Here is a 22,908-nt window from a genome sequence, read left to right as displayed (position 1 = left end):
TCCGTCTCGCAGCCGAATGGGACAAACTCGCAGATGACGCGGCCCAGAGGCGCGGCATCTTCGACCGATACAATTAGATCTTCCGAGAGTTCGGCACGAATGCTGGCTAAGTCATCGGCAGCGGCGTCGCGTTCGGGTCGCGCACTAGACCCCGTCATCGAACGAATGTCTTGTGGCAGGTGCGTCCTTCTCTTAGGACCTCAATCATCGCCAACAACGTCCTGAATCGTGTGCTGGAAGGCGTTGAAGCTGCGCCGCGGGGAAGAGCCGGCTTATTTGCCCTTAGCGGGAAATGTTGAGCCAGCTGCGGGTTGTCAGGCAGGATAACAATGGAGGAAGCCCATGAAGAGATTATCGGCCGCAGCCGTACTCGTCGCTTGTGCCTTTGCCGCAGCCCCGCTCCTGGCCCAGCAAGCGACCCCTAACCAGAATCTGCAAAATGAGGCAGACAAGGGCGTCAAGACACATAACTCAGGCGCCTCCGGAAACGTCGGCAGCCAAGAGGCACCTGGGGCTGCAGCGCACCCGCCTGGCCAGCCTGGCGTCGGTGGTGCCGCAACTGCCACTAGCGCGCAAAACTCAGGTGCCGGCGTCAGCGGAGCGCCCGGTGGTAAGAGCGGACCGCCCCCTGGTCAAGGTACTGTTGGCTCAGCAGGTGACTCAACTGTGCAACAGCAGGATCCGAGCGGCATTAAGGGACTTCCGGGTAACAAGAGCGGCCCGCCTGCAAAACGTTGAACATCAGCTGGCAAACTCAGGGCTTGCCAGTACCGTCCTCCCTGAGTGATGCGCGCGCAATGAATCGTCCCTGCCGCCCTGCTGACGAATGGGATTTACGCTCGGCCGGCCAGGACGGCGACAAGCGGATCAGCTTCTTGTGAGCGTCCAACTGTTTCTTTACCTGCCAGCGCTCTTACCGCCCTCCTCGGGGTTCAATGATTTGGCACTAGGTTGAGATGAGAGAGGAGACGTTGTCGGTCTTGCTCACGACGGCGTTGACCGCTGCGCAGCGTCGCAAGCTCGGTTTGAGCAGTGGTCATGTCCTGATTTTGTCGCTTCAGTTCAACGATACGCGCCTCTTGCGCCGCAAGCTGCCGCTCCCCCTCGACAACCTCGCGTTCGATCTGCCTCAATCGGTCTAAGAGCACATCACTATACATACCCCTACATCCAAATTGCGACCCCTGAGAATGTATCGTTCACCAGCGAATGCCGACTACGGCCGCAGGCTGCGCAGTTCCAGCAACGCAGCCAAAATGTTACCTCCTGAACGATCGGCGTTCGTAGCGGGACGAAAAGTAATAGGCGGCGATCAGGACAGTGATCACGACGTATCTGGTTTGGGATGGAGCTTGATATCTTTCAGCCTGCATACCGGCAGAAGTACTTGTGAAGCAGTGGCGTTCCTAAATCAGTGTCGGTTCACTTAACCAAGACTCGAGCGCGCGGCGCGGCGTTGGCACCGTTGCGAAGAGGAGGGCGAATGGGCCTGTCTCATGGTCACCAAAAAGGAATTCGAGGCGTTTATCTGAAGCGAGAAATGCTGCGCCGTTCCATGGCGGTATCGATGGCTTTGCTTCAGCAAAGGGTTCCGGATATCTCGCATCCTGAGCTTGCAGAATGTTAGAAACCTCGTTCGCTATCCCGCGTTGCGCGGAATGGCCAAAGAAGAAACCAAGCAGCTGCCGATCTGTGAAGCGTGCGACAGGCTGATGTTGTTCATAGGGAGCGGTTGGTTCGTCGGATGGACCGATTGCTATCTTTCGGTGCTCCGGCTGCAGGAAACTCTTGTAGGAGAAGCCGAAGCGAGAGTAGGCGGCCCGGCCGACTAGCCTTCTGCCGAGGTTCACGCTCGCGGGCCTTCTCTCTCTCTTCTAGTGAGGCGCAACCAGCGCTGCCATGCTGAATGCGACCACGCAGGCAACTGCCAAGGACCAGAGCGCTATGGCGATCTCTTTGGGCATGGTCGTGGGCTCCTCACGAAAGCCGCTTCACTCTACCTGCCGGACGAGCTCAGGGCGCTTGCCGATCAGTATCGTGTAGGCCAACCGGCGCCAAATCAGGTTAATTAGGACTAGCATGTGATATCCCTGTATTTAATACCGCCAGCTTTGACCTGCTATGTTTCAAGAAGATTTCGCCGGGGGACGAAATGGCTTCGCGCCCCTGGGCTCGTAGCGGCCCGGCGGTTCACGCTGGTGGGACTTGGTTGGCGGAGAGACGGCCCCGGCTTGGGGGCTGGAGGGGACGGTAGGCCGGGACCGCTCCGCCAGCTCACACGGTGAGCCGGCGATGACTCAAATGTCCGCCCGCGCTTAGCGTTCCTTAAATTCCGTCACTCTAAATTTTTCAATCGGACGACTTTGCGTCGTTCGTCTTTTATTACCCGGCGAGTTCGGCCCTTGCGAGTGCCCGGGCCTGCTCAAGCGCTTCTGCGCCGGTCAACAGGTTCGGCGCAAGCCGCCGCCCCGGGACATCGTCCCAGTAGAAATAAACGCTCGGCCGACCATCCGCGAAGCAGACTTCGTAGCTGCCGGTTTGGGGCACAGCTTCGTGCTTGCGGATGCGGACGGAAGCGGCTGTCATCGGTGTGGACATAGGCCGGAAATGGTTCTCAGCAAGATCAAGCAATGCGGCGCGAGATGGTTCGCGGCTGATCGCCCAGGTGGTTCACGCTGAGCGGGCCGTTCCCGGCGCTCAGATCCGCGATTGAATCGGCTGCCGGGAGCATTGGGGGCTGGAGAGCGAGCCGTGCCATGTCCGCCCTTTAACGACAATGAGTCCGGTAGTTTTACCGGCTGGAACCACCCTGCGGCCTTTCCCTGTTTGCCTCGGTTGGGTGCGACATTGGCCGATTAGGGACGCTTCGTCTTGGGTCGGGTTCGGAGGAATGCCGCTCTACTATTTCGACACGCGGGACAACGAGACATTCATCCCGGACTACATCGGAGTGGAGATCGCGACCCTAGCCGAGGTCAAGGTCGCAGCCTCAGCGGCGATGGCGGATTTTGCCAAGGTTGTCCTCCCGGGTTCGATTGTCCGCATACTCTCGATTGAGGTGCGGGACGACTCTGGCCCGATGCTCCGGGTGGTGCTTCAATTCGAAATAAAGCAGGTCGGCGTCCATTAGGGCCGCCGCGGCGGGCGGCCTCCTTCATTCCTGCGGGGGACGCTAGACCGTAGCCTTACTGGCATATACTTGGATGCGCGCTGCTCGTCGTCGGTGTAATACACCGGGCATGGTGGAAACATTTGACGACCAAGCGCAGCTACATTTTCAGATGCTTGGGAAGGTGGAGCAATGCCGAAGGCTCGCACGCCAAAACGGTGATCAGGTTACGGCTCAACGCCTTCTTGATCTCGCAAACGAATACATCGAGCAAATCAAGGATAACCGCGCGATCAAAACTACCAACTGAGCAAGTTGCTGCGCGGCGTGAGCTAATCGACCGTTGACGGGCGGCGACCTCTGGAGTCTGATCGGCGCGCCCATGGAGCAGCATCACCGCATCATCGACGAGCTCAAGACCTTCGAGCGGCTCTGCTTGGAGCAGGCCCAGGAGAGCACGCTGCCACTGGAGCAGGCTGCGCTGCTCGAAACGCCAGCAAATTGTCGCGCCGAGACCGCCCGCTGGACTGGATTGCTAGTAGCTCCAGGCGCTCGCGAGCTACTGCCCGGTGTGGGTTTGGACAAGGCGCGGAAGCATCAAGGCGCGACGCATTCGGTCCACGCCGTCTTTTAGATCAGCGCGAAGTTACCTTCGCGGCGAGATCGCTTCCATAGTCGGAAGCCGTAAAGCCACCAGATCAGGGTAAGCAGGGTTGCCATCCTCTGCGATCAATATCGCGGACGATGCGTGCCGACGGATCCGGTGGAAGGATTGACGTTGCCCGTGGATGTGAAGTTGTCTCGCTGGGTGCTGTTCGGATTCGTCGCGACGTAAGGCTGCACAGAAGTGCCACGGGTGTTGGTGTAACCCGACGACGTGTGCGTGCTTGGATTCGAGCCGGTGCCGCTGAGATATTGCGCCTGAGCAGCGGTTGCGGCGAGCGTCAATGCGACGGCAAAAAATAGTCGGAGCTTGATTGTTTTTTGTTGATTTTTTCGAATGCTACTTACGTTCGGGACGCAGGGCTCGCGGGTTGCGCGTGCGATTTACAATTCACGTGTAACCTGTTGATCTATATAGGCTCATTCAGCGATCATTTTACAGCTAAGTAGCTGTTTGCACTCGTAAAAGATGAGACTCTTAATCAGCGGGTCCCAGGTTCGAGCCCTGGTGCGCCCACCATTCAAGATCCTGCTGATGCGGGTTCTTTTCATTTCAACGCCCAGAACAAAGTGCGCTTTGTGCGAGGTTCTTTGTGTGGGCGGACGCGGCCAGCTTGCCGTTGGCTTTCCCTTGTTTCCATACCGTCACCCATTCGACTCGGCACGCGGATCCAATGGACAGATCGATGACGTGCTCATCGTAGTATAGGATACTGGAGCGGGCAAAACGGACGATCCGTTCTGCCCGTCGCCGCAGGATATCGCTTGCTGCAGAACGAAAACGAGATTGTTCGGGTCGGGTTCGAGTCGCTTTCCTACGGACCACAGTTCGGCAAACGGAGCTGATGGTCGCGGCTGGATTTTCCTGTGCGAATTCGGCTAGGCGGCCATTCGCAACAGATCGACGATCTCGGCTTCGCTCTTGAATGGCCGCGGATTGGCTTGGACGAAGCGATGATTGATCGCAATCTTGCTGATCTGATCGAACTTGTCTTCGCCGATCCCGACGTCGGCAAGACGGCCAGGCAATCCAAGTTTCTTGGTGAATTGCGCGAAGGCGGCGGCGGCTTCCATGCCCGGCTCGCCAAGGGCCGTCGCCAGGCGCTGTTGCGCATCCTCGGTGAACGGCTTGTTGTAACGAAGCAGGCTCGGCATGATGACTGGTGTGCAATAGTAGTGCGGAACACCGAAGGTACCGCCAAGCACATGGCCGATGCCGTGGCTGGCTCCCATCGGCACCCGCGCCTGGAGGCCGAAAGCGGCGAGCCACGCGCCGTATTGAGACAGTCGGCGCGCCTCCAGATCATCAGGTTGCTGCAAGGTTCGCAGCATTCCCTCACGCAGGGTGCGAATGCCGGCCAGGACGACCTCGTCGGCGAGCGGCGTGCCAGCGGGTGAGCACAAGGCTTCGATGCCGTGGTCCATCGAGCGCGTTCCCGACCCCATCCAGAGCTTGGAAGGCGTATGAACGGTGAGCGCGGGGTCGAGAATGATAGCCACCGGCATCATCCGGGGATGAAAGAAAATCTGCTTCAGCCTGTTGCGTTCATCGGTGACGAGCGCGGCTGCATTGTATTCGCCGCCATTCAGCGTGGATGGCACCGCGATCTGTCTGACCTTTGGCGATCGGAACGGAGAGACGGTGACCCCAAGGCCCATCGGGAAGGGATCGAAGCCCGCTTCGTCGGTGATGTCATGTTCCATCGCCATGATGACGATCTTGGGCGAGGTCGATCGCCGAGCCGCCGCCGACGGCGGCGACCAGGTCGGCTCCGGCGTCTTTGGCTTGACGGGCAACGTCGGCAGCTTGCTTGCGCGTGGTGTGCTCTGCAATTCCATCGAATGTCGCGACATGTCTTTCGCCGAGCGCGCGCCGGATCTTCTCGATCTCGTCGGTCTTGGTGTTCAAGGTGCGGCTGACGATCAGGAAGACGCGCTTGGCATCCAGCCGCACCGCTTCATCGTTCAAGGCGTCAGACGCAGCTTTGCCGTAAACGACACGATCGATTGCCGGAAAATTGTGTATCCCTGCTTTGCGCATTTGCGTTCTCCCTGTGAGTTATCAAGCACCGATCCTCAAGCGGCGACAGTGTCGCGAATCTGTCGCGACGCCGTTTCCAGAAAGGCCTGAGCGAGATCGGGATCGTTGACGACGCGTGAGAGTGTCAACGCCCCGACCATCGTCGAAAGAATGGCCATGGCTTTGCTCCTGGATTCCTCGTCGCTCGTTTCGGCAATCAGGCGGCTGAGGATTTCGATATGCGCTTTGATCCCGCCTTCGAACGACGCTTTCACCTCGCTGCTCTGTCTGGCCACATCCGAGCCGAGCGCCACGATCGGGCAACCGTCCATCTTTTCGTCGCGATGGCCCGTCCTGAGATAGAACCCCATCACCGCCCCAAGGGGATCCTCAGGGTTCGCGGCGATGGCGGTCGACCATCGAAGCGTGGCGCTCTCCAGCGCGCGCGCCGACGCCTGTGCGGCCAGGTCCTCCTTTGACTCAAACTGCTTGTAGAATGCGCCTTGGGTCAGCCCGGCAGCTTCCATCAGGTCCTTGAGGCCGATGCCGTCAAATCCCCGCGACCGAAACAGGCGGCTTGCGACATTGATGACGTTTTGCCGGTTTTCCTCAGCCTGAATGCGACTCACTCGCATCATTGGTCTCCCCATTTAGATTGCGTTCGACATCTATTATCCGATATAGAGCTCGAACGCAATCTATCTGGCATGAGGCGATGTTATGAAAAAGCGACCGATGATCGTGCTGGGCAGCGTCCTGATCGCGGGATGCGCGGTGGCCGCATTCGGTGCGCTTCGCCCGCCGGCAGCCTCGGCCGTGAGCGATCCGAGGCAAGGAGCCCCGATCGTCAGGATCGCGGCTGCGGCGCGGGTGACCGGATCGGAGCGTGGCTTCACCGGCATCATCGGGGCGCGGGTGCAGAGCAGCCTCGGTTTTCGCGTTCCCGGCAATATCGTGGAGCGGCTTGTGAATACCGGTGAGCAGGTCAAAGCCGGTCAGCCGCTGATGCGGATCGACGAAACCGACCTTCGTCTTGCGGTCACGGCGAAGCGCAACGCCGTTGCTGCCGCGCGCGCGTCCGTCGTGCATACCGAAGCGGACGAACAGCGATACGCCAAGTTGGTGAGCAACGGCTGGGCTTCCCGACAGCGCTACGAGCAAGCCAAGGCCGCGCTGGATACGGCCGAGGCGCAGCTTGCGAGCGCTGAAGCCGATGCACGGGTTGCCGAGAACGAGGCGACGTACTCGATCCTGGTCGCGGACGCGGACGGAACGGTGGTCGAAACGCTTGGCGAGCCCGGGCAGGTCGTCTCGGCCGGCCAGACGGTTGTTCGGATTGCCAAGGCCGGTCCTCGCGAGGCGGTGGTCGCGCTCCCTGAAACAATCCGGCCGGCAATCGACTCCGTGGCCGAGGCCAGCGTGTACGGAGCAGCCGAAGAGTGGCGCTATACGGCGCGTTTGCGGCAATTGTCCGACGCCGCCGATGCCCAGACCCGAACCTATGAAGCCCGATCTGTCCTGGACGGTGAAGCCGCGGCCGCACCACTTGGCGCGACGGTGACCATTCGGCTGCCGAGCCAGACGAGCGAGCCGCAAGTTCAGGTGGCGCTCGGAGCAGTGCTCGATGATGGCCGCAAGACCGGAGTTTGGATCCTCGACAGCGCCACCTCAACCGTACGCTTTCGGCCGATCAAGCTTGTTCGGGTGACCGACGAAACCGCCGTGATCTCCGGCTTGAATTCTGGTGATGCGATTGTTTCGCTCGGCGCTCACCTCCTGCAGGAGGGCGCTCGTGTCAGGACCGCCGCTGAAAGCCGGAGCAACTGAAGAGTCTCAATCGTTCCGCGCCAGCCGCTGGAGAAGCACATGTACAGCTACATCGTCGAGCAGGAGATCCGAAAGACCTTCGACCATGTCAACAACCATCGCTGGGATGAAGCGGTGAAGGCGGTCGCGCCGCACATCCATCACCGTGTTTCCGGCAATCACGCGCTGGGCGGGGAGCGCCACGACAAAGCGGCCCTGCGCCGCTGGTTCGAGCGGCTCGGACGCGTCCTGCCCACGCTCCAAATCAAGGTCAACAACGTCTGGGTGAAGGGCTGGCCCTGGAACACCACCGTGTTTGTCGAGTGGGACGGCACCGCAACGCTGCTCGACGGCGACGGCTCGTACGTTAACCGCGGTCTCCACGTGTTCACCCTGCGGTGGGGCAGAGTCCATGCACTCGAGGAATTTCAAGATTCACAGGAAGCCGCGCGCGGGCTTGCCGCGCAAGCGGCAGCTGGCCTCAAGGAAGCTGCCGCCCAGCCAATTATAAGTTAGCAGATGAACCTCAATCTTTCCGCGATCGCCGTTCGCGAACGGGCCGTCACCCTGTTCTTCATCATCCTGCGTTCGGGTTCAACGCCATTCTTGGCCTGATCGGACTGGCAGGCATCCTGATGCGTAACACCCTGATCCTGACCGAACAGATCAAGGAGAATCGTTCTGCCGGCCTCGATGACTATCAAGCCGTCATCGAAGCCACCGTGCAACGCACCAGGCCGGTGATCCTGACCGCACTTGCCGCCGTGCTGGCCTTCATTCCTCTGACGCATTCCGTGTTCAGGGGATCGATGGCCTACACGCTGATTGGCGGCACGGCAGTCGGCACGGTCCTGATCCTGCTGTTCCTTCCTGCGCTTTATGTGGCCTGGTTTCGCATCAAGCCGGCCCCGGACGAGCTCTACGAGCGTTCGGCGAAGGATGCAGAATTGCGAACAGCAATCGCCGCCGAGTAGGGCTCGGCGAAATCTATCCCTGCTGCGCCGTGGGTGTCTGGTTAGATAAGCCAGGCACTGCGTGGCCTCGCGCCGACCTTATAGTTCAAAAAAAGAATGTGTACAGCAGCATGGAAATGCGCCAGCGATCCTGTCCTGGAATAGCCGAAAACGCACCCTTATGCGCGGGATTTAGACCAAACTATTTCCAAGTACGAGAGCGGGCCCGTCGTCAAAGTCACGGCACGTGAGCATCTAATCGCTTGACGAGTTCAAAAAAAGAACTGTAGGCTGCGCACGAGATGGCCGAACGCAACGGCCGCGACGTGCCGGATTTACGGCTGGACCTGTTCTGCGCGATGCCTCTTCGCAAAGGGCGCGACGAGCCGCCACAGGCGCAACAAAACAAAGCCGCACACCCGAAAAGGGGTGCAAGTTTGGGAGGACGCAATGCTGGTGAGATGGAAGATCGTCGCGGCTCTGGCTCTATTCCTGAGCGGCCCCGCATTCGGCGCCGACGAGCCGGGAATCACTGCCACTGAGATCAAGATCGGCGGAGTTTTCCCCTTCAGCGGACCGGCATCATCGATCGGTCTCGTGGGCAAGGGGCTCATGGCCTACATCCAGGCCTTGAACGACCGTGGCGGCGTCAACGGACGCAAGATCAACTACATCGCCTATGACGACGGATATAGTCCTCCCAAGGCGGTGGAGCACGTCCGCAAGCTCGTTGAGAGCGACGAAGTGTCGTTCATGTTCGGCCAGCTCGGCACGCCCGGCATCTCGGCCACTGCAAAATACCTGAGGGCCAAGGGGGTACCGAGTGTCGCGATCGTCAGTGGCTCATCCAAGTTCACGGACGTCGCCAATTACCCCCTGATCACCACGGGCCTTGTCAGCTACGACACGGAAGGAAGAATCTACGCCAAATACCTGACGAAGACGCTGCCGAACGCCAAGTATGCCATCCTCTATCAGAACGACGATCTCGGCAAAGATTACGTCGCTGCCTTCAAGGCGTTTCTCGGCAAGGATTTCGATCGCAAGGTCGTCAGTGCGTCCTACGAGGTCACCGAACCGACCATTGATTCGCAAATTACCAATCTGAAGAGCTCGGGAGCCGAGGCCCTGGTGATCGCCGGGACGCCGAAGTTCGCGGCACAGGCCATCCGGCAGGCTTCAGTGATCGGCTGGAAGGCGACCGTGATCATCAATTTCCCGTCCGGATCGGTCGGAGGCACGCTTGCACCGGCCGGGCTCGACAAATCGGTCGGCGTGATGGTCGGCACGACCAACAAGGATGTCCTGGACGAGACATGGAAGGACGATCCGGGCATGCGGGCTTACCGGGCATTTTTCGACAAGTATCTGCAGGGCGCCGATATCACCAACGGCAGCTATCTGACCGGTTATCAGCAAGGCGTCCTGCTCGAGCAAATCCTCAAGCAATGCGGTGATGATCTGTCCCGGAAGAATATTCTGGCGCAGGCGAAGAACCTGAAAGACGTCGTCGTTCCGACCGTGCTGCCCGGGATCAAGGTCAACACCAGCGAGACCGAGAACATGATCTGGACGCAGATGCGGCTGCAGCGCTGGACCGGCACGACGTGGCAAGCCTTCGGAGAAGTCCTGGACGCCAGGTCCGAGTGACTCTGGCGCAGCCCGTTCCATCCATCCGCGGTAATTCAGGAGATCGTTTTCGATGTCGACGAAGCCATTGACGTTTGCGCCAAGGGAGCTCTCCGTCGAGCGCCGGATCGACGGCACGCTCGTATTGAGGTCGCCGCTCGAATTGGGGCCATGCGACTGGCGCGTCACCGATTTTCTGCCGCGCTGGGCAGCCGCGGCTCCGCAGCGAATATTCCTCGCACAGCGCAATGCCAAAGGGGGATGGGACGAGATCACCTATGGCGAAGCATGGTCGCAGGTGCAGGCGGTCGGCCAGAGTCTGATCGACCTGGGCGCAAAGCCGGCTGACAGGCTGGCCGTGCTTTCGGGCAACTCCATCGAGAACGCGGTGATCTCCTTTGCTGCGATGTCGATAGGCGTCATTCTGGCGCCGATATCGCCGAACTACACTCTGATGCCCGGCGGCCTTGCGCGCCTCAAGGACATCGCGCAGGTGCTGCGTCCGAACTTCGTTTTCGTTCAGAGTGGACGCGATTTTTCCGTGGCTCGCTCCGTTCCCGAGTTGGCGGACTCTGTCTGGATCAGCGTCGATGGCGCGCCGGACACGACGCCCTTCCGTGTCCTGACGGATCGAACGGGCTGCGAAGGATTCACGCGTGCGTCGGGTGCAATCTCCAGCGACGCCGTTGCGAAGATTCTCTTCACGTCCGGTTCGACCGGATTGCCAAAGGGTGTGCTGAACACGCACCGCATGATGGCGAGCTCCCTGCAAATGGGAAGCCTGCTGGTGTCGCCTCCGGAGGCGCCGGTCCAGGTCGAGTGGCTGCCGTGGCACCATACGATGGGCAGCAACGTCATTCTTCACGGCATTCTCAAGAACGGCGGGACGCTCTACATCGATGACGGCCGCCCGCTGCCTCAGCTCTTTCACAAGTCGGTGGCGAACCTCAAGGAGATCTCTCCGACGGCGATGTTCAATGTGCCCGCCGGCTATAACCTGTTGTGTGATGCCATCGAGAACGATGCCGCCCTCGGCGCGAGCATCTTCAAGCGGCTGGATCGATTGAGCTACGCCGGGGCTGCAATTTCGCAAGGCACGCTTGAAAAACTCTATCGGCTGACATCATCGATCACAGGCCGGCGGATTCCGGTGATGTCGGGCTATGGGACGACTGAAACGGCGCCGACAATCAGCACGACGCATTGGGCAACGGATCGGCCGGGCGAGATTGGTCTTCCGGCGCCGGGTGTGCAGCTGAAACTGATCCCTGTTTCCGACACGTACGAGGCCAGGGTGAAAGGCCCCAACGTTACCCCCGGTTACCTCGGCAGGGCCGATCTGACCGAGAAGGCCTTCGACGAGGAGGGGTTCTATCGCATCGGCGACACCGTGTCGTTTATCGATCCCGAGAAGCCGGAGCTCGGTCTGCGTTTCACGGGCAGAATTTCCGAGAACTTCAAGCTCGCGAACGGCACCTGGGTTGCGATCGGAGCGATGCGTGCCGCCATTCTGGCCGCCACGCGCGGCGTACTGCTGGACATCGTCGTTGCGGGAGAAAACCGTGAAGCCTGCGCGCTGCTGTGCTGGCTGAATCCGACCGAGGCGGCTCGGATTTCGAACGCGCCGGCTGCGGATTTGACTTGCGACTCCAAGGTAATCGAATTCCTGAGACATCGTTTGCAGGAATATAATGAGGCTGTCGGAAGCAGCGAAAAAATCTGCTCGTTCACCCTGCTGAAGGATCCGCCCTCATTGGCCGCGGGAGAAATCACCGACAAGGCCTATGTCAATCAACGTGCTGTGCTCAAGCACCGGGCTGAACAAACGGACCGTCTTCACTGCAACGAACCTGACGCAACCGTGATTCGAGTCTGAGGATGCGTTCAATGCCTGACGCCGGTGGCCGGCTCAAGCCGCGCTGCGGCGGGCCTTTGCCTTCGTCTTGCCAGGTGCCTCCATCGTCCGCGGGCCTTGGGCGCCTGGCCCTGGATGGGTATGAACCTCCCTGGCCAGGAGCGGCTCGCCGCATTCAGAGCACACCATGACCGGGTCGAAGTCCTTGCCGCACTTGCGGTGCTGGTGCAACAGCGGCCGGCCGCGCTCGTCGACCATGTGAGTATCGCCCCAATGCACGAGCGCCATCATGATCGGATAGAGATCGAGGCCCTTCTGGGTCAGGATATATTCGTGTCGCTTGGGCGCTTCCTGGTAGGGAATGCGGCGCAGAATGCCCAGCCGAACCAGCTTCTTCAGCCGTTCGGCGAGGAGATGGCGGGTAATTCCAAGCGCCGACTGGAATCCTTCGAAGCGCCGTGTGCGCAGAAAGCATTCGCGCAGGATCAGAAGCGTCCAGCGGTCGCCGATCACGCCGATGGTCCGGGCCATCGAACACGGCTCTTCCTCCAGTTCTTTCCACTTCATCCGTATTCTCCAGTCATCCCGGCGAGACCCGCTCGATTCGCCGCCAGGGCCGCCGCATCTCCCTAGCATTCTAGATAGGTACTGAATTCCAAACAATACCCCGATGAACCGGTCAAACCAGTACAACTCCCGCCAAATTTGACAGTTCGATTTTAGAACTATAGAAGTGAGAACAAGCAAGCCATGCGATTGGATCGCCGGTCCCTGACCATCCAATACGCTCTGCGGGAGAAAGCGGTCATGACCCTCAAGGTTGAATTCCAGTTCGATTTCGGCAGCCCGAACGCGTATTTGGCGGAGGTTGCCATCCCCGGGATCGAGCGGCGGACCGGCGTAAAATTCGAGTACGTCCCGGTCCTGCTCGGCGGGATCTACAAGGCGACCGGCAACATGTCCCCGTTCGACTCGCTTCGCGGGATCAAGAACAAGCCGGAATACCAGGCGCTCGAGACGCAGCGGTTCATCCGGCGCCACAACATCACACAATTCCGCCAGAACTCCTTCTTTCCAGTCAACACTTTGATGTTGATGCGCGGCGCCGTCGCGGCCCAGTTCGAAGGCGTGTTCGAACCCTATTTCCGCGCCGCCTACCATCACATGTGGGAGGAGCCCAAGAAGATGGATGATCCCGAAGTGTTCCGGGCCGCATTTGCCTCCTCGGGGATCGACATCGACAGGCTGATTGCGCGCGCGCAGCAGGATGACGTCAAGAAGAGGCTGATCGACTTGACCAATGACGCCGTCGCCCGCGGTGCCTTCGGCTCGCCGACATTCTTCGTCGGCAAGGAGATGTTTTTTGGCAAGGATCAACTCCGGGACGTCGAGGAATCGATCGTCGAACAGACCCGGCAGCCCGTTTCCAAGACCGGCTAGTTATCAACTTGCGGTCCGTGCGTGTTGAGGCGAAGGGCTGACACCAAGCAAGAGTTTACCTTCAGCCGGTTGGCAGAAAAAAATCCAGGGAGAGTGCAATGGCTGGTCCGCTTGACGGCGTTCGTGTCCTCGATCTGACCGGTGTGGTGTCGGGCCCGTTTGCGACGATGTTTCTGGCGGATCAGGGTGCCGACGTGCTCAAGATCGAGCCGATCGGCGGCGATATCACCCGTCGCAGCCGGGCCACCATCGACAAGGACGGCGAGTTCTCCGCGCTGTTCATTTCGTCAAACCGCGGCAAGCGTTCGCTCTCGATCGACGTCAAGAGCGCGGCCGGGCGTGAGGTGCTGGCCAAACTGGTCGCGCAGGCCGATGTCCTGGTGCAGAACTTCCGGCCCGGCACCATGGAGCGCCTCGGCCTCGGCGTCGAAGAGCTGCGCCGGCGTCATCCGCGCCTGATCTACGTCTCGATCAGCGGCGTCGGCGAGACCGGACCCTATGTGAAGAAGCGCGTCTACGATCCAATCATTCAGGGCCTGTCGGGCTTTGCCGATATCCAGTCGCAGCCGGTCACCAATCGCCCGCAGATGATCCGCACCATCGTGTGCGACAAGACCACCGCCGTGTTCACCGCGCAGGCGGTGGCGGCCGCGCTCTACGCGCGTGAGAAGACCGGGCAGGGGGATCATATCCAGGTCGCAATGCTGGACGCGATGATTTCCTACCTCTGGCCGGAAGGCATGATGCAGTACACGGTGGTCGGAGCCGAAGCCGCGGCTGCCGATCCGAATGACCGGCCCGATCTCGTGTTCAAGACGAGCGACGGCTACATCACGGCCGGCACCATCTCCGATTCCGAATGGCAGGGCTTCTGCCGCGCGTCCGGCGATCCCGAGCTTGCCAACGATCCCAGGTTCGCGACCCCGTCGGCGCGTTCCGTCAACGCCACGGCGCGCATCAACAAGATGGCGGAGTATATCGGTCAGCACACGACCGCCGAATGGCTGGAGCGTCTGGATGCCGCGGATGTCCCTTGCGCGCCGATCCTGCGGCGGGGCGAAATCATCCACAATGAGCAGGTGGTGGCGCGCGGGATCATCGCGGAATTCCATCAGCCGAAGGTCGGCCTTGTGCGCCAGCCTAAGCCCGCGGCCCGCTTCGAGATCAACCAGGCTGCCATCGGCGGACCAGCCCCCCGTGTCGGGGAGCACTCGCGCGAGGTGCTGCGCGAACTTGGCTACGATGACGGCGCGATCGACGATATGGTCGCTGCACGCACGTTGCGCGTGGCCATGTAGACCGAAGCGCTTCGCGCGACCGGCGAACGGTTCTCAGGCCTTGGCAGGCGCCGGTGTAATTGGCGCGCGCGGAGCATTCGCCGCAGCCGCGCGCTGGTAAGCCTCCCGGCTTCGCATACGGTCGAGATAGGGCTGCGCATTGTCGCAAATGCCGACACCGTAGGCGACCGCCCAGTCCAGGCACGTCGTCAGCAGGATATCGGCGCTGCTGAATCGCTCGCCCATGATAAAATGTCGGCCGTCGGCCAGCGCGACCTCGACATGGCGCAGCTGCGCTCGAAAGTATTGGGCGGCTTGAGCTACGACCTCCGGCGCGATGCCGTAGATCGGGCCGAGCGCATCGGCGCTGTGACGGCGCATCACGTACAGGCTGGTCGAGTCGAGCTCGGTGACGATGAAGAAGCACCATTCCAGCCACGCTGCATAGTCGCGGGTGGATTCAGGGATCAATGCACGCTCGGGCGTAGAGTACATGCGCGACAGGTAAGCGACGATCGCGGCGCTCTCGCCAATGCGGAAGTCGCCGTCCTGCAGCAGCGGAATCTTCTGGCGCGGATTGAGCTTGGTATATTCGGCGGTCTTGGTCTCGCCGGTCCGTGGGCCGATCGGTTTGATCGTATAAGCCAGAGCGAGCTCGTGCATCGCCCAGTGCGGCCTAACGGTGCGGCTTGTCCCGACGCCCCACAAAGTGAGGTCTGGATTGTCGCTCATGTCACCATTTCTCTACAGCGGGTCGAAGATCGAGTTCATGGGTCCAGCCGTCGCGGCTTTGCTGATGGGCAAACCAATACGCTTCGGCAATCGAGGAGGTCTTGGTCAGGCTGTCAGGCGGGATCTCGCTGGCCTCGATCCCCCTGGCCGCCTTCATGCGCTGATGGATGGCTTCGCTATCGACGCCGGCGTCGATGATGAGATGGACGACGTGAATATTCTCAGGCCCGAGCTCGCGCGCCATGGCCTGGGCCAGCGCGCGGAGACCGAATTTGGCCGATGCAAACGCAGCAAACCCCTTGCTGCCGCGGATGCTTGCGGTCGCACCGGTAAAAAAGATGGTGCCGCGTCCGCGGGACAGCATGACGCGCGCCGCTTCGCGCCCCACCAGGAAGCCGGCGTAGCAGGCCAACTCCCAAGCCTTGAAGAAGAGCTTTTCGGTAGTCTCCAGCAGGGGCTTGTTGACGTTCGAACCGGCATTGAACAGGCAGATCTCGATCGGGCCGATATCGCGTTCGACGTCCGCGAACAGCTTCTGCACTTCCGCTTCCTGGCGGGCGTCGACGCTGAAGGCGTGAATGCTGTGGCCTTTCCCCCTGAGTTCATCGACAAGCGCCTGGGACTTGGCTGCATCGCGCCTGCAGATGCAAACGGTGTAGCCACCGCTGGCAAACCGCCGCGCAACGGCAGCGCCGATGGCATCGCCCGCGCCGACCAGCATCGCGACTCCGCGCCTCTCTCCCATGCTCGCTTCTCCCATAAGTTCTTATTTGATACGCTATCGGTATCGCCTGGAAGGCGCGTTGTAAACAGGGTTCTCGATAGTCTCTGCATAGGGCAGCGAACTTGCCATTTCTTGATCCGACTGTGACAACAAAATAGCGATTGACGAGTTCTAAAAAAGAACGCATGTTTCATCGCGAGGCGCAATGCTCAAAAAGGCGCCGATGTTCTTCAGTCGGGAGGCGGTTAGTCGTGGCGAAGCTGTCGCAAGCACTCGGTCTCGATCAAATTGCTTTTCGGTTTGCTGGCCGCATCGACCAATCGACAGGTCGCCATCTTGCCAAAGCGCTGGACCAGATCGGGCCGCTCGAGGACTGCGCCGCGGCCATGGTAGCCTCGATCAGCGCGATGGCGAAATCCTCATCGTTCTGGTCTGGCTCAAAAACGTGGTCCACGTTCCAGGACCGATAGAACAGCTTCGCATACAGCGCGCCTAGCTTAACCGGGAGAAGTTCCTTGAAAAAGAGAAATGCAACCGTCGCCGTGATCGGCGCGGGCGATTTCATCGGCGGCGAGATTGCCAAGAAGTTTGCCTCCGAGGGCTTTACTGTCTTCGCCGGCCGCCGCAATGGCGACAAGCTGGCGCCGCTGGTCAAGGAGATCGAGGCCGCCGGCGGCGAGATTCACGCACGTTCGCTCGACGCGCGCAAGGAGGAGGAGATCATCTCCTTCCTGAACGACGCCGACAAGCACGCGCCCCTGGATGTCTGCATCTTCAACATTGGCGCCAACGTCAACTTCCCGATCCTCGAAACGACCGAGCGCGTTTTCCGCAAGGTCTGGGAGATGGCCTGCTACTCCGGCTTCCTTGCGGGGCGCGAGGCGGCCCGGCTGATGCTGCCGCGCGGCCAGGGCAACATCTTCTTCACGGGTGCGACCGCTTCGTTGCGCGGCGGCAGCGGCTATGCTGCCTTTGCCAGCGCCAAATTCGGACTGCGCGCTGTGGCGCAGGCGATGGCACGTGAGCTGGGCCCGAAGAATATCCACGTCGCCCACCTGATTATCGATTCCGGCGTCGACACCGAGTGGGTCCGTCAGCGGCGCCTGGAAGCGCTCGGGCCCGGTGCGCTCGACGATCCGGATCTGCTGATGCCGCCGGCCTCGGTCGCGACGTCCTACTGGCAGCTCTACCAGCAGCCGAAGAGCGCTTGGACCTTCGAGCTGGAAATCCGCCCCTTCGGTGAGAAGTGGTAGGACGCTCAGGATGGAACTCGCACTGTCCCCCGAAGACGCGTCCTTCCGTGATGAGGTGCGCGCTTTCATTTCCGAAAACTATCCGAAGGAAATGCGGGTCCCCAATCCGGAGACCGACCTGACCAAAGAGCAATCGTTGCTCTGGCACTGCATTCTCTACAAGAAGGGCTGGATCGCGCCGCTCTGGCCCAAAGAATATGGCGGACCCGGCTGGTCGATCACCCGGCGTTTCATCTTCGAGCAGGAAACCAGCCGGGCCGGGACGCTGCCGCCGCTGGCGTTCAGCGTGACCATGGTGGGTCCGGTCATCTACACCTTCGGCAACGACGCGCAAAAACAGAAATTCTTGCCGCGGATTCTTTCGGGTGAAGATTGGTGGTGCCAGGGCTATTCAGAGCCGGGCTCGGGCTCGGACCTCGCCACCGTCCGGACTAAGGCCGTGCGCGACGGCGACCACTACATCGTCAACGGCCACAAGACCTGGACGACGTTGGCGCAGCATGCCGACTGGATCTTCTGCTTGGTGCGTACCGATCCGGGCGCAAAGCCTCAGGCCGGAATCTCGTTCCTCCTGATCGACATGAAGTCGCCCGGCGTCACCGTGCGTCCGATTATCACAATCGACGGATCGCACGAGGTCAACGACGTCTTTCTCGAGGACGTCCACGTCCCCGTCGAGAACCTGATCGGCGAGGAGAACAAGGGCTGGACCTACGCAAAATTCCTGCTGGGCAATGAGCGCACCAGCATGGCCGGAATTGGCCGGTCGACGCGCTATCTCGACCGGTTGAAGAAGATCGTGAAGGCGGAGATCCCCGCGGATGATCCGGCGCATCTCGAATTTTGCAAGGAAATCGGGCGGATCGAGCTCGACGTGCTTGCGCTCGAGGCCACCGAGCTGCGGGTCGTTGCGCAGATGGCGCGCGGCATCGATCCGGGTCCTGCGGCTTCGCTCTTCAAGATCCGCGGCACCGAGATATTTCAGGGCATTACCGAGCTGACGCATCGCGCCATCGGAAATTACGGGCTGGCGCTTCGCGAGCAATCTTTAAGCGCAAACCAGTTCATGCCGGGTCCCGATTACGGCCACACCGCGACGGAAAAGTACCTGAACGCGCGCAAGCTCAGCATCTACGGCGGATCGAACGAAATCCAGCGCAACATCATCGCCAAAGCGGTGCTCGGTCTCTAGCAACAGCGCAACAAGAGGATCGGATGGACATCCAGTTCACGGAAGAGCAGGAACTGCTGCGCTCCAGCGTGCAGCGCATGCTGCGCGACCAGTACAGTTTTGAGGCGCGCCGCAAGGCCGTCGCCAGCGACGACGGCTGGAGCCGCAGGCAGTGGGATGCCTTTGCGGAGCTCGGCCTGCTCGCCGCGCCGTTCTCCGAGGAGAGCGGCGGCCTTGGTGGCGGCCCGCTCTCCACCATGATCGTTGCCCAGGAGTTCGGCCGTCACCTCGTCGTGGAGCCGTACGTCGAAACGGTCGTGCTAGCCGGCGGCTTGATCGAACATGCGGGCACCGATGAGCAGAAGCAGGCTTTGATTCCCGATATCATCGCCGGACAGAAGATCTGGGCGCTGGCCTGGACCGAAAAAGCCTCGCGCTTCGACCTCGCCAATGTCGCGACCACGGCGCGGCTCAACGGCAGCGATTACATGCTCACTGGTGAGAAGACCGCCGTCGTCGCCGCGCCATGGGCGGACTATTTCATCGTCTCCGCCCGCACCAAGGGCAAGCACGACGATCGCTCCGGCGTCAGCCTGTTCGTCGTCGATGCCAGGACGGCCAATCTGGATCTGCGCAGCTTCAAGACCATCGACGGCCGCCGCGCCGCGGAAATCACCTTACGGGATGTTCGCGGCGAGTTGCTCGGCAGCGAGGGGGAGGGCGTCGCCCTGCTGGAAGCCTGCCGGGACCGGGCCATTGGCGCGCTCTGTGCCGAGGCGGTCGGCGCCATGGCCGAGTTGAACTCAGCGACGCTGGAGTACGCCAAGGCGAGAAAGCAGTTCGGCGTCACCATTGGCAGCTTCCAGGTGCTGCAACACCGGATGGTCGACATGTTCATTGCCCATCAGGAGGCGCTTTCCCTGATGCAGCATCTCAATCTTAGCCTCGGTGCCGGCGAGAGCGGTATCTCGCGCCTCGCCTCCGGCGCCAAGTCGAAGGTCGGCTATGCCGGCAAGTTCATCGCCGACCAGGCGGTTCAGCTGCACGGCGGCATGGGCATGACCGACGAATTGAACGTCGGCCATTACTTCAAGCGAATCTCCTCCATCAACATCCAGTTTGGCGATCCCGCTCACCACCTGCTGCGTTACGTGCAGCTCGACGCGGCTGCATAGCAAAAGAGGCAAGCATGACGACAGAGGCAGTTATCGTTTCCACCGCACGCACCGGCGTCGGCAAGGCCTTTCGCGGTGCGCTGAACAACACCGAAGGTCCGACCATGGCCGGCCATGTGATGGCCGAAGCGGTGAGGCGCGCGGGCATTGATCCGGGCGAGGTCGAAGATGTGGTGATCGGTTGCGCGATGCAGCAGGGCACCATGGTGATGAACGTCGCACGCAAGGGGGCGATCCGGGCCGGCCTGCCAGTCACCGTTGCCGGCACCACGATCGATCGGCAGTGTGCCTCCGGCCTGCAGGCGATCGCGGTCGCGGCACGCTCGATCATGCTTGATGGCGTCGAGGTCGCAATCGGAGGCGGCATCGAATCGATCAGCCTGGTGCAAAACGAGCACATGAACAGATTCCATGCGGTCGACGACGAGCTGATGGCGATGAAGCCGGAGATGTACATGTCGATGCTCGACACCGCAGAAATCGTCGCCGAGCGTTACAAGATTGGCCGCGACCGGCAGGACGAATACAGCCTCGAATGTCAGCGCCGCATCGGTGCGGCGGTGCAGGCGGGCCGCTTCAATGACGAGATCGTCCCGATCACGACCAGGATGGCCGTCGTCAACAAGGACACCAAGGAGGTCACCTATCAGCAGGTGACGCTGTCGAAGGATGAAGGTCCGCGCCCCGAGACCACGGCGGAAGGACTGGCGAAGATCAAGCCGGTGTTCGAAGGCAAGACCATCACGGCCGGCAACGCCAGCCAGCTCTCCGATGGCGCATCGGCGTGCGTGGTCATGAGCGACAAGATCGCTGCGAAGAAGGGCCTGAAGCCGCTCGGCATCTTCCGTGGCTTCGTCGCCGCCGGTGTCGAGCCGGACGAAATGGGCATCGGTCCGGTCGCGGCGATCCCGCGCCTTCTCAAGCGGCACGGCCTGAAGATCGACGACATTGATCTCTGGGAGCTGAACGAAGCCTATGCGGTCCAGGTGATCTACTGCCGCGACAAGCTCGGCATCGATCCGGACAAACTGAACGTCAATGGCGGTTCGATCGCGATCGGCCATCCCTACGGCATGACGGGCAGCCGGCTTGTCGGTCACATCCTGATCGAGGGGCGCCGGCGCAAGGCGAAATACGGCGTGGTGACCATGTGCATCGGCGGCGGCATGGGCGCAGCCGGCCTGTTCGAAATTGTCAACTGATCGGAAAGCGGAGAAGCGCACGTGAAGACAGCAATCACCGAACTGTTCGGTATCCAGCATCCGATCATCCAAGGCGGCATGCATTATGTCGGCTTTGCGGAGCTTGCCGCCGCGGTATCGAACGCCGGCGGTCTCGGCATCATCACCGGCCTCACACAGCGGACGCCGGAGCTGCTGGCGAAGGAAATCGCACGCTGCCGTGACATGACCGACAAGCCGTTCGGTGTAAACCTGACCTTCCTGCCGAGCTTCACTGCACCGCCGTATCCCGAATATATCGCCGCCATCAAGGAGGGCGGCGTCAAGGCCGTGGAGACCGCCGGCCGCAGCCCGGAAGCGTACATGCCCGCGCTGAAGGCGGCTGGCATTAAGGTGATCCACAAATGCACCTCGGTGCGGCATTCGCTGAAAGCCGAGAAGATCGGTTGCGACGCCGTCAGCGTCGACGGCTTCGAATGCGGCGGTCATCCCGGCGAGGACGATATCCCGAACATGATCCTGCTGCCGCGCGCGGCGGATGAACTGAAGATTCCGTTCGTGGCCTCGGGTGGCATGGCGGACGCACGCAGCCTTGTTGCCGCGCTGTCGATGGGCGCCGCTGGCATGAACATGGGCACCCGCTTCGTCGCCACCAAGGAAGCGCCCGTCCATGCCAACGTCAAGCAGGCTCTGGTCAAAGCCACCGAACTCGACACCGTGCTGGTGATGCGTGCGCTGCGCAACACCGAGCGCGTGCTGAAGAACAAGGGCGTCGATCAATTGCTCGAAGTGGAGCGGGAGAAGGGGGCGAGCCTCAAGATCGAGGACATCCACGAGCAGGTGGCGGGCGTCTACCCCAGGGTGATGGTTGACGGCGAGATGGACGCCGGCGCCTGGAGCTGCGGCATGGTGGTCGGACTGATCCACGATATCCCGACGGTGAAGGAGCTTATTGATCGCATCATGACGGAAGCCGAACAGATCATCCGGCAGCGGCTGACCGGCTTCCTTGACGGTACTGTCGACAATGCGGCCACGCGAGCCGTTGCTTGACAAGACCTTGTGAGAGAACCTTCAGTGCAAGGATCAATACTCGCCGATCGCATTCAGCAGCAGATGGGCGTCGCCGATTGATTTCTCAAATCGAGGGGCGCCAGCCAGGCCGACATGCAAGGTAGAAAGCCGTGTTCACCGAGGAGCGACCGATGAAGTACTACCTCTGCAAGTACCTTCCGCCCCGGGCGGATTTCCTGGTGACCATGAACGCCGATGAGAAACAGTTGATGAAGCAGCACGGTGCGTTCCTGGATGATCTGCTCGCAAAGGGGCAGATCGTCGCGCACGGTCCCGTCATGGACCCGCGTGGCGGTTATGGCGTGTCGCTCTACCAGATCGCGGATGATCTCGACATCGAGGTGATCACCTCGGAAGACCCCATCGTGAAGAATGGCGCCGGCCACTACGAGCATCACCCGATGCTGCATCTGAAGGCGCGCGGCTGAGATCCTCGCCTCGTCCAATTCGACCGCTTCAACCGGGCGCATCTGCCGCGCCCGGCGCGCAGGATTCAGCAATCGGCATGGCCGGTGCGCCCGGAAACCAAAACGGTCCGGTTGCAGATTGACGTGCTAGCGGTGTATCACTCGCTCGATGGCGATTGCGGTCGCTTCACCGCCTCCAATGCAGAGCGCAGCCACGCCCCGCTTGAGATTTTGGGCCTCGAGGGCATGCAACAATGTGACGATCAGCCGCGCACCGGTAGCGCCGATGGGATGACCGAGCGCGCAGGCGCCGCCGTTGACGTTCAGCTTCTCCCTGGGAATGCCGAGGTCTTTCTGTGCCGCCATCGCGACCACGGCAAAGGCCTCGTTGATCTCGAACAGGTCGACATCGCCGACACTCCAGCCGACCTTGTCGAGC

23 protein-coding genes and 2 pseudogenes are annotated in these 22,908 nt (G+C 61.0%); 17 read left to right on the top strand and 8 right to left on the bottom strand.

Going from position 1 to position 22,908, the window contains the following annotated elements:
• Positions 1 to 971: 971 nt before the first annotated feature.
• Positions 972 to 1,142 carry a hypothetical protein gene (locus IVB47_RS04120; protein ID WP_247460017.1) on the top strand — a complete coding sequence of 57 codons (171 nt, stop codon included), beginning with the start codon at positions 972 to 974 and terminating at the stop codon, positions 1,140 to 1,142.
• 264 nt (positions 1,143 to 1,406) lie between these two features.
• Here the strand turns inward: IVB47_RS04120 and IVB47_RS04115 are convergent, their stop codons facing one another.
• Complete coding sequence (locus IVB47_RS04115; RefSeq protein WP_247460015.1) at positions 1,407 to 1,850, bottom strand: hypothetical protein; 444 nt, start codon at positions 1,848 to 1,850, stop codon at positions 1,407 to 1,409.
• Positions 1,851 to 2,890: 1,040 nt separating this feature from the next.
• On the opposite strand from IVB47_RS04115, the gene IVB47_RS04110 reads away from it, so the two are divergent.
• Both IVB47_RS04110 and IVB47_RS04105 read left to right on the top strand, forming a co-directional pair.
• Positions 2,891 to 3,130, top strand: coding sequence for a hypothetical protein (locus IVB47_RS04110; RefSeq protein WP_247460013.1), 240 nt, complete (start codon positions 2,891 to 2,893; stop codon positions 3,128 to 3,130).
• A 322-nt stretch (positions 3,131 to 3,452) separates the two neighbouring features.
• Entirely contained in the window at positions 3,453 to 3,743 is a 291-nt protein-coding gene (locus IVB47_RS04105) for a hypothetical protein (protein WP_247460011.1), read from the top strand.
• Positions 3,744 to 4,651: 908 nt separating this feature from the next.
• Here IVB47_RS04105 and IVB47_RS04100 read toward each other — a convergent pair.
• From IVB47_RS04100 to IVB47_RS04095, 3 genes are read right to left on the bottom strand one after another with little or no spacing between them, the layout of a single operon-like run.
• Positions 4,652 to 5,482 (bottom strand): iron-containing alcohol dehydrogenase, encoded by an 831-nt coding sequence (locus tag IVB47_RS04100; RefSeq protein ID WP_253075189.1) that lies wholly within the window; start codon positions 5,480 to 5,482, stop codon positions 4,652 to 4,654.
• Positions 5,466 to 5,813, bottom strand: coding sequence for an iron-containing alcohol dehydrogenase (locus tag IVB47_RS35375; protein WP_253075188.1), 348 nt, complete (start codon positions 5,811 to 5,813; stop codon positions 5,466 to 5,468). The genes IVB47_RS04100 and IVB47_RS35375 overlap by 17 nt, the downstream gene beginning before the upstream one ends.
• Before the next feature lie 35 nt (positions 5,814 to 5,848).
• On the bottom strand, positions 5,849 to 6,427 hold the full coding sequence (locus IVB47_RS04095; protein ID WP_247359196.1) for a TetR/AcrR family transcriptional regulator: 579 nt from the start codon (positions 6,425 to 6,427) through the stop codon (positions 5,849 to 5,851).
• Positions 6,428 to 6,512: 85 nt separating this feature from the next.
• Between IVB47_RS04095 and IVB47_RS04090 the strand changes: the two genes are divergently transcribed.
• The 5 genes and pseudogenes from IVB47_RS04090 (at position 6,513) to IVB47_RS04070 (ending at position 12,056) form a co-directional block, all read left to right on the top strand.
• On the top strand, positions 6,513 to 7,619 hold the full coding sequence (locus tag IVB47_RS04090; RefSeq protein ID WP_247460009.1) for an efflux RND transporter periplasmic adaptor subunit: 1,107 nt from the start codon (positions 6,513 to 6,515) through the stop codon (positions 7,617 to 7,619).
• Between the two features lie 39 nt (positions 7,620 to 7,658).
• Positions 7,659 to 8,114, top strand: a complete 456-nt coding sequence (locus IVB47_RS04085) for a nuclear transport factor 2 family protein (RefSeq protein ID WP_027570865.1) — start codon at positions 7,659 to 7,661, stop codon at positions 8,112 to 8,114.
• Positions 8,115 to 8,185: 71 nt separating this feature from the next.
• Positions 8,186 to 8,572, top strand: a pseudogene (locus tag IVB47_RS04080) (efflux RND transporter permease subunit); the annotation flags it as partial.
• 429 nt (positions 8,573 to 9,001) lie between these two features.
• Positions 9,002 to 10,201 carry an ABC transporter substrate-binding protein gene (locus IVB47_RS04075; RefSeq protein WP_247358909.1) on the top strand — a complete coding sequence of 400 codons (1,200 nt, stop codon included), beginning with the start codon at positions 9,002 to 9,004 and terminating at the stop codon, positions 10,199 to 10,201.
• A gap of 52 nt (positions 10,202 to 10,253) precedes the next feature.
• Positions 10,254 to 12,056 carry an AMP-binding protein gene (locus IVB47_RS04070; RefSeq protein WP_247460007.1) on the top strand — a complete coding sequence of 601 codons (1,803 nt, stop codon included), beginning with the start codon at positions 10,254 to 10,256 and terminating at the stop codon, positions 12,054 to 12,056.
• Positions 12,057 to 12,089: 33 nt separating this feature from the next.
• Here the strand turns inward: IVB47_RS04070 and IVB47_RS04065 are convergent, their stop codons facing one another.
• Positions 12,090 to 12,602, bottom strand: a complete 513-nt coding sequence (locus IVB47_RS04065) for a helix-turn-helix domain-containing protein (protein WP_027570869.1) — start codon at positions 12,600 to 12,602, stop codon at positions 12,090 to 12,092.
• Between the two features lie 240 nt (positions 12,603 to 12,842).
• On the opposite strand from IVB47_RS04065, the gene IVB47_RS04060 reads away from it, so the two are divergent.
• Together IVB47_RS04060 and IVB47_RS04055 are read left to right on the top strand one after the other, a co-directional pair.
• Positions 12,843 to 13,475: a 2-hydroxychromene-2-carboxylate isomerase gene (locus tag IVB47_RS04060; RefSeq protein ID WP_247358917.1), complete on the top strand. Its 633-nt coding sequence runs from the start codon at positions 12,843 to 12,845 to the stop codon at positions 13,473 to 13,475.
• A 98-nt stretch (positions 13,476 to 13,573) separates the two neighbouring features.
• Positions 13,574 to 14,773: a CaiB/BaiF CoA-transferase family protein gene (locus IVB47_RS04055; RefSeq protein ID WP_247460005.1), complete on the top strand. Its 1,200-nt coding sequence runs from the start codon at positions 13,574 to 13,576 to the stop codon at positions 14,771 to 14,773.
• A gap of 33 nt (positions 14,774 to 14,806) precedes the next feature.
• Here IVB47_RS04055 and IVB47_RS04050 read toward each other — a convergent pair whose 3' ends face one another.
• On the bottom strand, positions 14,807 to 15,484 hold the full coding sequence (locus tag IVB47_RS04050; protein WP_247460003.1) for a glutathione S-transferase family protein: 678 nt from the start codon (positions 15,482 to 15,484) through the stop codon (positions 14,807 to 14,809).
• 1 nt (position 15,485) lies between these two features.
• Positions 15,486 to 16,229, bottom strand: coding sequence for an SDR family NAD(P)-dependent oxidoreductase (locus tag IVB47_RS04045; protein ID WP_247460001.1), 744 nt, complete (start codon positions 16,227 to 16,229; stop codon positions 15,486 to 15,488).
• A gap of 230 nt (positions 16,230 to 16,459) precedes the next feature.
• Here IVB47_RS04045 and IVB47_RS04040 point away from each other — a divergent pair, with 230 nt between their 5' ends.
• From IVB47_RS04040 to IVB47_RS04010, 7 genes are all read left to right on the top strand, one after another.
• Entirely contained in the window at positions 16,460 to 16,678 is a 219-nt protein-coding gene (locus IVB47_RS04040) for a hypothetical protein (RefSeq protein ID WP_247459999.1), read from the top strand.
• A 45-nt stretch (positions 16,679 to 16,723) separates the two neighbouring features.
• The gene (locus tag IVB47_RS04035) at positions 16,724 to 17,461 is read left to right on the top strand and encodes an SDR family oxidoreductase (protein ID WP_247289184.1); all 738 of its coding nucleotides are present in this window, start codon (positions 16,724 to 16,726) and stop codon (positions 17,459 to 17,461) included.
• Between the two features lie 10 nt (positions 17,462 to 17,471).
• Positions 17,472 to 18,653, top strand: coding sequence for an acyl-CoA dehydrogenase family protein (locus IVB47_RS04030; protein WP_247459997.1), 1,182 nt, complete (start codon positions 17,472 to 17,474; stop codon positions 18,651 to 18,653).
• 23 nt (positions 18,654 to 18,676) lie between these two features.
• On the top strand, positions 18,677 to 19,807 hold the full coding sequence (locus IVB47_RS04025; RefSeq protein ID WP_247358929.1) for an acyl-CoA dehydrogenase family protein: 1,131 nt from the start codon (positions 18,677 to 18,679) through the stop codon (positions 19,805 to 19,807).
• A gap of 14 nt (positions 19,808 to 19,821) precedes the next feature.
• Positions 19,822 to 21,009 carry an acetyl-CoA C-acyltransferase gene (locus IVB47_RS04020; RefSeq protein ID WP_247459995.1) on the top strand — a complete coding sequence of 396 codons (1,188 nt, stop codon included), beginning with the start codon at positions 19,822 to 19,824 and terminating at the stop codon, positions 21,007 to 21,009.
• A 21-nt stretch (positions 21,010 to 21,030) separates the two neighbouring features.
• Positions 21,031 to 22,041 carry a nitronate monooxygenase family protein gene (locus IVB47_RS04015; RefSeq protein WP_027570879.1) on the top strand — a complete coding sequence of 337 codons (1,011 nt, stop codon included), beginning with the start codon at positions 21,031 to 21,033 and terminating at the stop codon, positions 22,039 to 22,041.
• A gap of 152 nt (positions 22,042 to 22,193) precedes the next feature.
• Entirely contained in the window at positions 22,194 to 22,490 is a 297-nt protein-coding gene (locus tag IVB47_RS04010; protein ID WP_247289189.1) for a YciI family protein, read from the top strand.
• A 126-nt stretch (positions 22,491 to 22,616) separates the two neighbouring features.
• Here IVB47_RS04010 and IVB47_RS04005 read toward each other — a convergent pair.
• A pseudogene (locus IVB47_RS04005) lies at positions 22,617 to 22,908 on the bottom strand (acetyl-CoA C-acetyltransferase); the annotation flags it as partial.

Origin of the sequence: Bradyrhizobium sp. 62 (genome assembly GCF_023073035.1) — a bacterium.
Lineage (GTDB): Bacteria > Pseudomonadota > Alphaproteobacteria > Rhizobiales > Xanthobacteraceae > Bradyrhizobium.
This window is presented reverse-complemented; position numbering and strand designations above follow the sequence as displayed.

Bases quoted from the DNA above. Each gene is read 5' to 3' on its own strand.
- IVB47_RS04110 (WP_247460013.1), top strand. From the start codon at position 2,891: ATGCCGCTCTACTATTTCGACACGCGGGACAACGAGACATTCATCCCG.
- IVB47_RS04100 (WP_253075189.1), bottom strand. From the start codon at position 5,482: ATGGCGATGGAACATGACATCACCGACGAAGCGGGCTTCGATCCCTTC.
- IVB47_RS35375 (WP_253075188.1), bottom strand. From the start codon at position 5,813: ATGCGCAAAGCAGGGATACACAATTTTCCGGCAATCGATCGTGTCGTT.
- IVB47_RS04095 (WP_247359196.1), bottom strand. From the start codon at position 6,427: ATGCGAGTGAGTCGCATTCAGGCTGAGGAAAACCGGCAAAACGTCATC.
- IVB47_RS04090 (WP_247460009.1), top strand. From the start codon at position 6,513: ATGAAAAAGCGACCGATGATCGTGCTGGGCAGCGTCCTGATCGCGGGA.
- IVB47_RS04085 (WP_027570865.1), top strand. From the start codon at position 7,659: ATGTACAGCTACATCGTCGAGCAGGAGATCCGAAAGACCTTCGACCAT.
- IVB47_RS04075 (WP_247358909.1), top strand. From the start codon at position 9,002: ATGCTGGTGAGATGGAAGATCGTCGCGGCTCTGGCTCTATTCCTGAGC.
- IVB47_RS04070 (WP_247460007.1), top strand. From the start codon at position 10,254: ATGTCGACGAAGCCATTGACGTTTGCGCCAAGGGAGCTCTCCGTCGAG.
- IVB47_RS04065 (WP_027570869.1), bottom strand. From the start codon at position 12,602: ATGAAGTGGAAAGAACTGGAGGAAGAGCCGTGTTCGATGGCCCGGACC.
- IVB47_RS04060 (WP_247358917.1), top strand. From the start codon at position 12,843: ATGACCCTCAAGGTTGAATTCCAGTTCGATTTCGGCAGCCCGAACGCG.
- IVB47_RS04055 (WP_247460005.1), top strand. From the start codon at position 13,574: ATGGCTGGTCCGCTTGACGGCGTTCGTGTCCTCGATCTGACCGGTGTG.
- IVB47_RS04050 (WP_247460003.1), bottom strand. From the start codon at position 15,484: ATGAGCGACAATCCAGACCTCACTTTGTGGGGCGTCGGGACAAGCCGC.
- IVB47_RS04045 (WP_247460001.1), bottom strand. From the start codon at position 16,229: ATGGGAGAGAGGCGCGGAGTCGCGATGCTGGTCGGCGCGGGCGATGCC.
- IVB47_RS04030 (WP_247459997.1), top strand. From the start codon at position 17,472: ATGGAACTCGCACTGTCCCCCGAAGACGCGTCCTTCCGTGATGAGGTG.
- IVB47_RS04025 (WP_247358929.1), top strand. From the start codon at position 18,677: ATGGACATCCAGTTCACGGAAGAGCAGGAACTGCTGCGCTCCAGCGTG.
- IVB47_RS04020 (WP_247459995.1), top strand. From the start codon at position 19,822: ATGACGACAGAGGCAGTTATCGTTTCCACCGCACGCACCGGCGTCGGC.
- IVB47_RS04010 (WP_247289189.1), top strand. From the start codon at position 22,194: ATGAAGTACTACCTCTGCAAGTACCTTCCGCCCCGGGCGGATTTCCTG.